Here is a 12177-nt window from a genome sequence, read left to right on the forward strand (position 1 = left end):
AATATGCGGAGAGGACTTGACAGCAACGAAGCAAAAATAGGAAATTTTGATTGGGATGCTTTCTATCCCAACCAAAATTTATCTTTTTTGCACAGTTGCTAGGCCTCGCAGCTGATAATAAACATGCGGAGTGCCTCGTTTAGCTCCGACAGAAAAATCTATTGCCTGTTTAGAGAATGCTCTTTATTCTCAAAACAGGCAATGATTTTATCCGAGGAGATGAGGCACGCAACTGAATTTCAACATGTGAAGATCGTTTCTCAATTCTTCAAGGAAACTTTTGATCATCCTTTTTGAGTTCAATTTTTAAATACTTTATAATTGAACTAACTGTATCCAAAAGTTTTCTTATTGTGATAGTTATTTGTTTGAAAAAAGCATATAATACACGTGAGTTTACATTTTATGTCAATAGAATGTATGGGGGTGAAGGGATGCTTAAAATCGATGCTAAAACGTTTAATCCAGAAATTCTTTACATTTTTGATGCAGATTCCAAAGGACCATTTGATGGAAAAAACCACCATCATGATTTCGTAGAAATGAGTATCCTTGTCAGCGGAGAAGTTTTCTATAATATAGAAGGAAAAACGACTCACCTAACAGAACCGACTGTGCTTTTATTAAACCCTGGAGTCAGTCATTATGAGTATATGCCTTCTGATATGAAAAATAGGCAAATTCATATAGGAATCCGTAATTTTACGATCGATCTATTTCCAAGGGATTATTTCCCTATAAAAGAACCTATCATCCGCTTGTCAAAAAACCGACAGAACTTTTTTGACAGCTGCGATGAGATCCTCAAGGAACGCGAACAGTTCAGAACAGGTTCCGAGCTATTATTAAAAGGGTTGATTTTGAAACTTTTTGTTCTCTTGCTTAGAGACGCTTCCATCTTGCCTGTCAATGAAAGTTCTTTATTATTGACCGCGGATGAAAAAGAAAAACTAACCTTGATAGAAGAAGTTGTTCAGTACTTAGAGAATCACTACATGGAAGATCTGACATTAAATCAAATCGCCGATCATTTTTACACAAGCCCAACTTCGCTGTCTAGAGCTTTTAAAGAACATACAGGTGAAACCGTTATCAACTACCTTATCCAATTGCGTTTGTTAAAAGCGAAAGAAATGATTGAGGACAACTTAGATATCAGCATCCGTCAAGTGTCTCAATTAGTAGGTTACCAAGACGCCTATTATTTCAGCAAATTATTCAAAAAATATTACGGCAAGTCGCCGACACTATTCCAAAAAGAATAAGATAGAACCAGAATTCACCGATGGCAACTTTAGCCTATTGGTGGATTCAGGTTCTTTTTTAAAAATTCTGAACATTTTAAAAACTTTATTTATAAATATTGTTAGCGAATACAATACTTGCTATGACCTATTCACTTACGTAAGTTCATTGACCCCCCTTTTGAAATCCTGTAATATAAAAATTATCGGTTAATAGGGACCGATAAATACTTCTCTTTTATTTATATCACGAAGAGAACTATATAAACGGGGGAATAGAAAATGAGCAAGAAAGAACGACCTACGAAAGAAAGGTCTAAGGGTTTTTTAGGGATAATTGAAAATGTCGGGAATAAGTTGCCACATCCCGCAATATTATTTGTTATTCTAGCACTTATGGTTATTGTTATTTCAGAAATTGCAGTACGTGCAGGGTTAGCCGCAACTTTTGTGGATGCTCGGCTTGGTGAAGAAGTCACCATTGAAGCTGTCTCACTATTTAATGGTGAAGGGTTGAGTTTCATTTTTAACAACGCGACAACCAACTTTACTGGTTTTGCTCCTTTAGGAACTGTATTGGTAGCTATGCTTGGGGTTGGAGTTGCAGAATGGTCTGGATTGATTGGAGATGCATTGAAAAAACTGATCAAATCGGTTCCTACAGCATTACTAACTTCTGTAGTGGTTTTCGCAGGTATCGTATCGAATATTGCTTCTGATGCTGGGTATGTTGTCATTATTCCATTGGGAGCTATTGTATTTGCTGGAGCTGGAAGACATCCGCTCGCTGGTTTGGCCGCTGCTTTTGCAGGGGTATCTGGAGGGTATTCAGCAAACTTAGTGATTGGACCTACAGATGCTCTTTTGACGGGTATCACTAATGCGGCTTTAGAAAGTGCCAATATTGATTATGAAATGGCTGTAACAGGGAACTGGTATTTCATGGTTGTTTCAACATTCCTGTTAACGATCGTTGGAACGATTATTACCGAGAAAGTTATTGAACCTAAGTTAGGCGAATACAAAGGTTCATACAAACCGGATGACGAGCCTCTAACTGATCTTCAACACAAAGGTTTGAAACTAGCTGGTTTATCTGTACTAGTATACGTCTTTATTATTGGTTTGATGCTTGTTCCGGAAAATGCTCCGCTTCGTGCTCTTAACGAAGACACTGGGTTGATGACGATGGACAATTTCTTAAGCCAAGGTTTGATTTTTGCAATCTTCCTATTATTTGTGATTCCTGGTTTCGTTTATGGAAAAACAGTAGGGAAAATAAAAAACAGTAACGATTTGGTCGAAGGTATGACTCAATCAATGAGTTCAATGGGCGGTTATATCGTTCTTGCGTTCTTTGCAGCTCAATTCATCAGTTACTTCTCTTATACCAACTTAGGTATGATTTTGTCAGTAAATGGGGCAGAGTTTTTGGAATCAGTTGGATTTACCGGTATTCCATTAATCATCGCTTTCACACTGTTAGCAGCCTTTTTAGATTTATTCTTAGGTTCTGCTTCAGCGAAATGGGCTATTATGGCACCAATCTTCATCCCTATGCTGTTCAATGTAGGGTTAACACCTGAATTGACGCAAATCGCTTACCGTATCGCCGACTCTACCAGCAACATTATTACTCCTTTAATGAGTTACTTTGCTATGGTATTAGTCTTTATGAAACGTTACGAACCAAAGAGCGGTTTAGGAACCCTGATTTCAACCATGCTTCCTTACTCGATGTCTTTCTTAGTAGTTTGGTTGATCATGTTGATCGGTTGGTATTTCAGCGGTCTTCCAATCGGACCAGGTTCTTACATGACCTTTTAAGTATTGACCATTGAACATGACTAAACCCCCATCTCCACTAGTTTTCTATCACTAGTAGAGATGGGGGTTTTTGTCTGGGCAACTATTTATTGATTATTACAGAACTTCACTGTTGATTGGTTTACCTCTAGTTGGAACCCAATTTTTTTCTTTTAAAATTTTAGTATGATAGATTTTATCCACCATCAAAGCAATCGCATTGTCTCCTGAAACATTTGCCGCAGTTCCAAAACTATCTTGCGTCAAATAAAGAGAAATCAATAAAGTAGCGATTGGTCCAGTTGCTGAAATTCCTACGACAGTTAGAAAAGGAAGAGCACTCATGATTGCCCCACCTGGCGCTCCTGGTGCTGCCACCATAGCTATTCCAAGTATCAAGATGAATCCCATCATCAGTTGAAAATCATAAGGCATATCGTACATGATCAAAACAGCTGTTACACATGAAATAACTGTTGTGATACTTCCGTATAAATGGATTGTCGCACACAAAGGTACTACAAACTCTCTGATTTGACGCGATACCCCGTTTTTACGAGCAATTTCTATGTTAACAGGAATAGTAGCAGCTGAAGATTGTGTTCCTAGAGCCGTAATATAGCCTGGTACTTGGTTCTTAATAAATTGCCATGGTTTTTCTTTTCGGTAGATACCTGCAATGACAAACAAAGCTAGGACTCCTATTAACTGCAAAGCTAACACAACCAAAAAAACTCTCCAGAAAACAGATAGGATAGATTGAATAGATCCAGTGTAACTCAAGTTTACAAAGTTTCCGAAGATATAAATAGGTAATCCAGGAATAACTAATGTGTTCAATATACGCGTGATAATGGCACTAAAATCACTAAAGAAATGATAGATCGTCTCTCCTTTGTTCTGTCCTCTCAACCAAGAGATACCAATACCAAATAAGAAAGCAAATACAATAGCGGAAGTTACATCTAACATTGGTTCTAAAGGAATGGTAAACAACGCTGCCAACCCTTCTCCACTTTCAGTAACTTTTTGACTCAATTCTGGAGTAATGAACATTGGGAAAACAATGGAAGCAATCGTATAGGCGATTACTCCACCTACTAGTGTTGATCCATAAGAAATAAGTGTAGTCGCACCAAGTAGTTTACCGGCTCCTTGAGTGAGATCTGCTATCCCAACTATTACATAACCAATAATCATTAGTGGAATTATAAAAGATAATAAACTACTAAACAAACTGGATATTGTAATTGGAATCTGCAAAATAATAGCGGGTAAGACGTCTAGTTGCCCAAATACAATACCTAAAACAATGGCAATAATTAATTTTGGCACTAAACCAATTTTTGTTTTTTTCATTGTGGTTCCTCCTACTGATTAAAATTTTAATCATTTTTTCATAAATTAAATTCCATCATATCATATTCAAAATAGAAACTAAAGGAGATTTTTATACTATTTGATTTTCTTCTATTATTGGGTGTTTTTATGGGTAGAACAATGTCTTATTAGTGGAAATAAACCATTAAAGAAGCGATAATAGAGTTGTCAAACTAGAAAAGATGTCTCCTCTGTTTTAAAATGGTTTTACCGTCAAGAAAGGATGAGTGCTGTGAGTCGATTCGTATGCTTTTTTCGTCACGGGATTGCTGAAAACAAAGAAGTAGTAGAAGAAGATTTTAATCGTACTCTAACTTCTGAAGGTAGAAAAAAGTTGGAATATTCCGCTCCTAATCTTCACTACTTGATTAATATGGAGAAAGAGATTTTAATTTGGTCCAGTCCTCTATCACGTGCTGTTGAAACTGCTGAGATTATTTCCCGCTCATTAGGTGGACTGCCTATTATAGAACAAGGTTTTATTGTTGAAGGAGATTATGATCAGCTTTTGTCTGAAATCGAAAGTACAACAAAAGATTGCACCATCATTATTGTAGGACATGAGCCAACTTTAAGTACTTGGGTTGAACAGTTGACGGGATCGCTGCTGCCATTTGGCAAAGGAGCTTGTGCAGGCGTTCAACTAAAAAATGCTTCTGAAGCACAACTGCTCTGGTTTCATCAATCTAAATCATTGAAAAATTTACGTGTAATAAAGGACAATCCTTCAAATCTTTTAGCTATCTTGCTAAGAAACTCTTTAAACAATATGCTTAGCTTTCATAAAGCTTTTCTAGCGTCTCCTTATGACAAAGAGAACGTCCATCAATTGCGTGTCCATACTAGACAATTCCGTTCTGAATTGAATTTTCTCAAACCATTATTGCCCGACAATGTTTATCAAGACGCTCGCAATCCCGCAAAAGAATTGTTCAAACAATTTTCCCGTTTGCGTGAATTGGATGTCTTATTAGAAGAAGTCGAGTTGATTTGTAACAAAGAACCCGATTTGCTGGAAGATCCTGAAGGGGTTGTAGAATTAATCTCTAAAGCGCGATTAAAAGAACAGCGCAGACTGATTCATTCAAGCAACCAGAAGAAAATGCGGCTTGTCTTCGCTCATTTGTACCAGTGGGTCGAATCTGTGGAATGGGCTTCTTTGATCCTAGGTACAGAAGACTTGTCTTCATTTGTAAAAAAACGGTCCAAGAAAGAACACAAAAAGGTTGCAGAAAAAATTAACCAACTCGATTATACGGATATAGAAGCAGTCCATCATGTTCGCCTAAAAGCTAAACATTATCGTTATGTGCTCAAAAATTTTGCCTCTCTTTCTGAACAAAACAAGAAAGCGTTGAAGAAAAAACAAAAATTTGCAAAAATACTTCAAAAAAAGTTGAGCCCTGCTACAGATTTTCATGAAAATATTCTAGCTCTTCATTCTTTCATGCATCAAGAACTACCGGAATGGCTGGAAAAAGATTTGCTGACTTTAATCGATTATGAAACAAAGCAACTAGATTCAGAGTTGATGCACCTTCAAGAAAACTCTACAGACCTCATCTAGTGTTTCTCCTCTTACCAAATACTCATGTATTTTTTCTATTTTTATTCGCTTTACTTATCATCTCTATTGAGGCAAGAAATACATGCCTCTTTCCTTTTTACGAATAACATTATTTATATTAAGCTTTTTTAATGATATGGTTTAATGATTCAATTATACTTGAATATAAGACATACATCTTCTTCAGTTCTTCTAGAAGAATACTTACAACAAAAGACCGTTTATCCTATATGGATTGTCTTATAGAAGGAGGCAACTTTTACAATGAAATTAAAACAACTAATTGAATCCTTCTCTTCTTTATCTGAATTTTCAGGAGTAGATCTTGAAATGGAGGTTACGGGTATAACGGATGATTCAAGAAATGTAAAACCAGGGATGCTCTTTGTAGCTATCAAAGGTTACCAATTTGATGGACATGATTATATAAGAGACGCTGCAAAAAATGGCGCATCATTGATCATTGGCGAAACAGTTCAACCCAATATCGGGGATACTCCTTATGTCCTCACAAAAAACAGCCGAAAAATGCTTGGACAATTGTGCAAGACTTTTTACGGAAATGCTTCTGATAATAAAATCGTTATCGGGGTGACTGGTACGAATGGTAAAACAACGACCTGTTACTTATTGAAGCATTTATTGGAAAAAGCGGGTTATTCTACTTCGTTGATCGGCACGATAGAATATGTGATCAATGGACAGACATCTAAATCCCTGAACACTACCCCCAGCGCATTGCTCATTCATCAAATGATGGCTCAATCAACAGACCAAGTAGTTATCGTAGAAGTCTCTTCTCATGGATTAACTCAATATCGTTTAGAAGGAATAACGTTTGATTATGCTTTATTTACCAATTTGCAGCACGATCATTTAGATTATCACCATACGATGGAAGAATACTTTGAAGCTAAGGCTTTGTTATTTGATAAATTAAAACCAGACGGAAAAGCCGTCATCAATATTGATGATACTTGGGGACAGCATCTAGCTCAACGGTTACTGGCTAAAAATGTCGAAACTATCACTATCGGCCATGACGAAAAAGCCACTTTTAAACTCTTATCAAAAAAAGGCAAAGATATTCAAGTAGATACGGAAGGTTCAGTCGAAACTATTTATTCTACTTTGATCGGTATGCACAATGTGTACAACTTAGCTATGGCTAGTGGAGTAATTGTAGATATGGGCTACACTATTGACCATATTAACGATAGCCTTAAGGATTTCGCTGGAATTCCAGGCAGATTTGAAACACTCGCCATAATTGATGGAGTTCATTACATCAGCGACTATGCACATACAGACTTGGCATTGCAGTATTGCATAGACTCGATTAGAGAATGCAAAGCAAATAAGATCATCCATATATTTGGTTTCCGCGGAAATAGGGATAGTACAAAACGTGTTCCGATGCTTCAAACTTCTCATAGATTAAGTGATTACACTATTTTAACTACGGATGATTTAAATGGGACATATGAAGAGGAAATGAAACAGACTTACGAAACATTGGTTGAAGAAGCTCAGCTAGAGGATCACATAGATATCATTATGGATCGAACCATCGCGATTCAAGAAGCTCAAAAAATAGCTCAACCTGGTGATTACGTTATCTTGACAGGAAAAGGGCCGGAATCGTATAAAGAAGAATTTCAAATGGGAACTCACTCGGATAAAGAAACGGTTCTTCAATTAAAATTGATGCAATATTAATACAAAAAGAAACGAGTCTTTGAGAAGTCTCGTTTCTTTTTTCGGCTTACATCTTTCAAATGAAATGATTACAGTGATGGGAATTCTTTATGGTAAAATAAACGAAAAATATATTCCTCGAAGGAGTTTGAAGTATGTCCAATAAGATGAGACGTTACGCTTTATTAGTATTCGCGGCTTTAGTGGGCTTGGTCATGGGGTATCTGCGCCCTGAAGTCTCACAATCTCTATTATCTGTTGTAGGTATCATCGTTGGTTTGGGATATTTGATCTTATCTCGACGAGAAGAAACGAATAAAACAACTCAAAAAAAGAAAAACAGCTCTCCTAATCAAATAGATTGGTACTTGCTTTTACAGATGCTGCTTTATTTTATTGTTGGAGCAGCTTTAGGAGCAACAATCGTCTATATCAGAGTGCTGTATTAATCCCTTCATCTCATCTTCAAACAAAAAAGAAGAGAGTGGGAAAAAAGGCATTTAGCCCGAATCACTGGAGCGAATAAGCACAGGATGGTCGTAGACCATTCGAGCATTATTCGTGAAGTGGATGTCGGGGCTGCCTTTTTGAGCGCGTTTACGAAACCAATATTCGTAAAAGAAGAAGGAGCTGGGAATTATTTCCCAGCTCCTTCTTCTTTTAATTTTTCAGATTTTGTCCATTTATTAGTTCAAAATTTGAACGTCTAATGTTTTTCTTCCAAATTGTAATGCAGCATTTAAATCAGTCATGTGGACATCAATACGGTGTCCTTTGATTGCACTACCAGTATCTCCAGCAATAAATGTTCCATATCCTGGTACATATACCGTTGAACCTAATGGAATAACACTTGGGTCAACAGCGATAACATTTGGATTTTCATTCAAATTGATTCCAGTATACGTTGTATCACTTAATTCTGGTTGATTTGTTGAATAAGCCGTAGCTTCTACAGTAACCCATTCACCAGATTTTTCTTCTGCAGCCGGTTGAGTTGTTTCAGCAGCTGGTGCTTTTGTCTCAACAGCTTCTTCTGTAACTTCTTCTTTAGCTAGTTGTTCTTTTGTTTCTTTTGGCGTTTCTACTTCTTTCACTTCTTCTTCACTTACATTATAAGTTTTCACTTCGTTGTTGTTTTCTACCGTTACAACTGAATGATCACTTGATAAATGAATCGAATTTCCAGCAATAATCACATCTGCGTTGCTGATATCATTGATTTTCACTAATGAATCTACAGAAATATCTGTTGCTAAAGCGATGCTTGATAATGTATCTCCCCATTGGAAAGTATATTTTGATCCTGTTTCATCACTTTGGATATCCTCTTTGACCTCTGCTACAGTACGTGCTTGCCATGAATTAGCGTTATATTCGTTTGCTGATGCTTCTGACGGGTTAGCTACTGAGAATAGTCCTACCATTGCTAAAGTTGATCCTGCAGCTACTAATTTTGACTTTATGTTTCTCATTATTTTCTCCCTCTCTATTCCAAATGCTTATTTTCTTCCACATTTCCAAAAGAACCTCTTTGTATTTTTAATAGCCTTCATGTGTTTCTTAAAGTGTTCTATTAAGTGTTCCTTTGCCACGAAATGAATAGTACCATGATTCGAAAGAGAAGTCTGTTAAAAAGAGCTTTTGTTATGGTTCTTTATTGCTTTTGTATTAAAAGTAAGTGTTCATTGCAGAAGTATGACAAAATCAAACTTTACGTAAAATACAACATGTTATAGCAACATTTTGTAATTATTCGTTATTCATGCTCAAAATGCACTATTTCCAACTTTTATAGTTTATATCAGCTCAAAAACGATGTTGTAAGCTGTCTCATAAAACAAACGTTCGCTATTTTACTATCGACTAGTATTTCGGCTGATCTGTTCCAACTATATTGTCATTTACACACAAATTTAGTTTTTCGTCTCTTTCTTGTGAGTAAAAATCTCTCTCATTAATGTCTTTCTTCTATAGTATTAAGTAATAAATTTACCTATCTCTAAAAGCAATCCAATTTGTTTCATTTTATTTGCTTAATAGAGCCATGCTTTATTTTACATAAAGCTCCAAAAAGTCATATCGCTTTCATTTCCATTCTATTTGGGGTATCATTGATGTTAAGGTAATTATCTTAAGGGGGAATAGTAATATGAACATCAAAGCTATGAAAAGAGAATCAGTCGGTACAGGCGCATCACACAAGGATCGTCGTGCAGAAAACATCCCAGGCGTGATTTACGGGAAAGAAGAAGGCTCGATTTCTGTACTCTTAAATGAAAAAGAAATCCGTGAAGTTTTAAAAACTCAAGGAGATAGTGCAATCTTTGACGTTACCATGGAAGACGGCAAAAAACTTCAAGTTTACATTAAAGAAGTTCAACGTCATTCATTAAAAAATCAAATTTTACATGTAAGTATGCAAACATTAAAACCTGGACAAAAATTAACGGTCTTTGTTCCTGTGGTTTTAGAAAATACAGAAAATGTAAAAATTGGGGTATTAGAACAAGCCCTTTATGAAGTTTCTGTTGAAACAGTAGCTGACAAGGTGCCTGAAGAATATACAGTGGATGCAGGAAGTTTAGAAATTGGTGACACATTAACGGTTGCTGACTTAGAACAACTTCCAGATGTAGAAATTGTGGAAGAACCTGATACGTTGATCGCAACAGTTTCAGCTCCTCGTGTAGAAGAAGAGCCTGAAGAAGATGCTGCTGATCCAGAAGTTATCGGTGAAGATAAAGCTAAATAATCGTTAAACATTTAAAAAGCTGAAATAAGCAGTTCAAAACTGTTTGTTTCAGCTTTTTTGTATGGACAAAACTGTCGGTTTCTCGTACTCTGTGTTGCCAAATATCGCTTGAATATGTTGTGGAGTAACATGATCAAGAGATAATATCTTTACTACAGGTTCTTCAATATCATCCATCCACGTATCCCAAAGCTCTACTATGCTTCCTGATTGCATATGTTGATTCAAAAAAGTGATGATTTCTTCCGCTCTTTTTTGTGTGTATCTGCCCCATTCGAAAGTATACCGATAAGGCAATTGAGTATACGGATCAGAATAATAGCCATCTTCCTCTTTTTGCACTGTAATCTCTCCTAACAACTCTTCGCTTTCGAACCAAAGCAGCACTTCAGGTTCGTCAGGATCAATATCCATCTCCAAAATACTTTCCTCTATCGAGAGTCCGTTCGCTAAAGCTTCATTAATAGAATACAAATGGACATGCGGATTCTCAATTTCAGGCAGTTCAATCGTACTGGCAATGAATTGATAATTGCTCATAAGTGTCACATCCTTATAAAAATCAATCTTCATCCTTAATATCGATATCTTCTGGAATAGGTGTATTCAAATACTCTTCCAGCGCTTCTTTTTGTTTTTCCATTTCTTTCATGAATAAGTTGAATTGTTCCTTATTCAGCAACAACTCGTCATTTACTTGGATTGTCCGTACTTGTTTTTCCCGAATCAATCGATAGACTTCACTGATAGGCACATTCAAATATTCAGCGGTTTTTTCTATTGTTAAATACATACTATCATCGATCCCTCGCTTTTTCTCTTCCATCATAGCTTAAATGTCAGAAGCTGAAAAGAACTATTTTATGTAACAAAAAAACAGCCGCCCCATCGTAATGACTTGAGCGGTTGTTTTTAAATAAAAACAGTTGATTCTTCGATTTTATTGCTTAAAGTTATTGATCATTCCCATAATTTCATCTGTACTTTGAGCGGCTTTTAAATTCAATGAATAAGCTCGTTGCGTGACGATCATATCCGTAAAAGTCGTTGCCAAATCTACATTGGAACTCTCTAAGTAACCTTGCTTGATACTACCAAAAGCATCATTGTCGCCATTTGAAGTCATTAATTCGATTCCGGCTGGTACTTGATACTTGTTTCCTCCTGCAGGTTGCAAAGCATCAGCTACACTCGGATAAAACAATGGAATAGTAGCTACTTGGGTTTGGTTTCCATTGTCATCTAAGATCATAACAGCTCCTGAATCTTGTATGGCAACATTTCCGGCAGGCCATTGATCAACCGGCACCGTCGTATTGATCGACAACGATTCATTGTTCCCATTTGTCAGCGTTCCGTCAGCATTCAGTTGGAATCCGCCATCACGAGTCAGGTAAAACTGTCCAGCAGCATCTGTGACTCCAAAAAAGCCGTTTCCAGCAACAGCCATGTGAAACTCCCCTTGGCTCTCAGTCAAAGATCCTTGTTTGAAATTCGAAGTTGTTACTCCGCTTAATGACCCTACGCCGATTTCTCCGCCTTCTGCATTATCGGATAAAAGCAATTTGTCTTCTACCAATTGATTGGTCATCAATTCACGGAAATTGACTTGCTTTGATTTGTATCCAGTTGTATTGACATTTGAAATGTCATTAGCAATAGCATCCATAGCTTTTTGATGTGCATGGATTCCGCTTCTGCTTGTGCTTAAAGAAATACTCATTTTA

General features: G+C 36.7%; 12 protein-coding genes. 7 read left to right on the forward strand and 5 right to left on the reverse strand.

Features of this window, described 5'->3' with window-relative positions:
* The first annotated feature begins 434 nt into the window (after positions 1-434).
* Together LMF32_RS02840 and LMF32_RS02845 are read left to right on the forward strand one after the other, a co-directional pair.
* On the forward strand, positions 435-1265 hold the full coding sequence (locus LMF32_RS02840; RefSeq protein ID WP_177192455.1) for an AraC family transcriptional regulator: 831 nt from the start codon (positions 435-437) through the stop codon (positions 1263-1265).
* Between the two features lie 261 nt (positions 1266-1526).
* Positions 1527-3071, forward strand: coding sequence for an AbgT family transporter (locus tag LMF32_RS02845; protein WP_092479127.1), 1545 nt, complete (start codon positions 1527-1529; stop codon positions 3069-3071).
* 96 nt (positions 3072-3167) lie between these two features.
* On the opposite strand, the gene LMF32_RS02850 is transcribed toward LMF32_RS02845, so the two are convergent.
* On the reverse strand, positions 3168-4409 hold the full coding sequence (locus tag LMF32_RS02850) for a dicarboxylate/amino acid:cation symporter (RefSeq protein WP_092479125.1): 1242 nt from the start codon (positions 4407-4409) through the stop codon (positions 3168-3170).
* A 253-nt stretch (positions 4410-4662) separates the two neighbouring features.
* Between LMF32_RS02850 and LMF32_RS02855 the strand changes: the two genes are divergently transcribed.
* The 4 genes from LMF32_RS02855 (at position 4663) to LMF32_RS02870 (ending at position 8405) form a co-directional block, all read left to right on the forward strand.
* On the forward strand, positions 4663-5997 hold the full coding sequence (locus LMF32_RS02855) for a CHAD domain-containing protein (RefSeq protein WP_230523792.1): 1335 nt from the start codon (positions 4663-4665) through the stop codon (positions 5995-5997).
* 264 nt (positions 5998-6261) lie between these two features.
* Positions 6262-7716, forward strand: a complete 1455-nt coding sequence (locus tag LMF32_RS02860; protein WP_230523793.1) for a UDP-N-acetylmuramoyl-L-alanyl-D-glutamate--2,6-diaminopimelate ligase — start codon at positions 6262-6264, stop codon at positions 7714-7716.
* Between the two features lie 134 nt (positions 7717-7850).
* Complete coding sequence (locus LMF32_RS02865) at positions 7851-8144, forward strand: hypothetical protein (RefSeq protein WP_188203950.1); 294 nt, start codon at positions 7851-7853, stop codon at positions 8142-8144.
* Between the two features lie 84 nt (positions 8145-8228).
* Positions 8229-8405, forward strand: a complete 177-nt coding sequence (locus LMF32_RS02870) for a hypothetical protein (protein ID WP_230523794.1) — start codon at positions 8229-8231, stop codon at positions 8403-8405.
* Here the strand turns inward: LMF32_RS02870 and LMF32_RS02875 are convergent.
* Positions 8382-9170 carry a 3D domain-containing protein gene (locus tag LMF32_RS02875; protein ID WP_092479117.1) on the reverse strand — a complete coding sequence of 263 codons (789 nt, stop codon included), beginning with the start codon at positions 9168-9170 and terminating at the stop codon, positions 8382-8384. The two genes, LMF32_RS02870 and LMF32_RS02875, sit on opposite strands and share 24 nt — an antisense overlap.
* A 677-nt stretch (positions 9171-9847) precedes the next feature.
* On the opposite strand from LMF32_RS02875, the gene LMF32_RS02880 reads away from it, so the two are divergent.
* On the forward strand, positions 9848-10450 hold the full coding sequence (locus LMF32_RS02880; protein ID WP_230523795.1) for a 50S ribosomal protein L25: 603 nt from the start codon (positions 9848-9850) through the stop codon (positions 10448-10450).
* A 48-nt stretch (positions 10451-10498) separates the two neighbouring features.
* Here LMF32_RS02880 and LMF32_RS02885 read toward each other — a convergent pair whose 3' ends face one another.
* From LMF32_RS02885 to LMF32_RS02895, 3 genes are all read right to left on the reverse strand, one after another.
* A complete protein-coding gene (locus LMF32_RS02885; RefSeq protein ID WP_188203951.1) occupies positions 10499-10990 on the reverse strand; it encodes a hypothetical protein in 492 nt (163 codons plus the stop codon).
* A gap of 22 nt (positions 10991-11012) precedes the next feature.
* Positions 11013-11243: an excisionase family DNA-binding protein gene (locus LMF32_RS02890; RefSeq protein ID WP_230523796.1), complete on the reverse strand. Its 231-nt coding sequence runs from the start codon at positions 11241-11243 to the stop codon at positions 11013-11015.
* A 147-nt stretch (positions 11244-11390) separates the two neighbouring features.
* The gene (locus tag LMF32_RS02895; protein WP_230523797.1) at positions 11391-12173 is read right to left on the reverse strand and encodes a flagellar hook basal-body protein; all 783 of its coding nucleotides are present in this window, start codon (positions 12171-12173) and stop codon (positions 11391-11393) included.
* Between the last annotated feature and the right edge of the window lie 4 nt (positions 12174-12177).

The organism is Desemzia sp. C1, from assembly GCF_020882875.1.
GTDB classification, from domain to species: Bacteria; Bacillota; Bacilli; order Lactobacillales; family Carnobacteriaceae; genus Desemzia; species Desemzia incerta.

Coding starts and splice junctions, on each gene's coding strand:
- LMF32_RS02840 (WP_177192455.1), top strand. CDS start 435: ATGCTTAAAATCGATGCTAAAACGTTTAATCCAGAAATTCTTTACATT.
- LMF32_RS02845 (WP_092479127.1), top strand. CDS start 1,527: ATGAGCAAGAAAGAACGACCTACGAAAGAAAGGTCTAAGGGTTTTTTA.
- LMF32_RS02850 (WP_092479125.1), bottom strand. CDS start 4,409: ATGAAAAAAACAAAAATTGGTTTAGTGCCAAAATTAATTATTGCCATT.
- LMF32_RS02860 (WP_230523793.1), top strand. CDS start 6,262: ATGAAATTAAAACAACTAATTGAATCCTTCTCTTCTTTATCTGAATTT.
- LMF32_RS02865 (WP_188203950.1), top strand. CDS start 7,851: ATGTCCAATAAGATGAGACGTTACGCTTTATTAGTATTCGCGGCTTTA.
- LMF32_RS02870 (WP_230523794.1), top strand. CDS start 8,229: ATGGTCGTAGACCATTCGAGCATTATTCGTGAAGTGGATGTCGGGGCT.
- LMF32_RS02875 (WP_092479117.1), bottom strand. CDS start 9,170: ATGAGAAACATAAAGTCAAAATTAGTAGCTGCAGGATCAACTTTAGCA.
- LMF32_RS02880 (WP_230523795.1), top strand. CDS start 9,848: ATGAACATCAAAGCTATGAAAAGAGAATCAGTCGGTACAGGCGCATCA.
- LMF32_RS02885 (WP_188203951.1), bottom strand. CDS start 10,990: ATGAGCAATTATCAATTCATTGCCAGTACGATTGAACTGCCTGAAATT.
- LMF32_RS02890 (WP_230523796.1), bottom strand. CDS start 11,243: ATGTATTTAACAATAGAAAAAACCGCTGAATATTTGAATGTGCCTATC.
- LMF32_RS02895 (WP_230523797.1), bottom strand. CDS start 12,173: ATGAGTATTTCTTTAAGCACAAGCAGAAGCGGAATCCATGCACATCAA.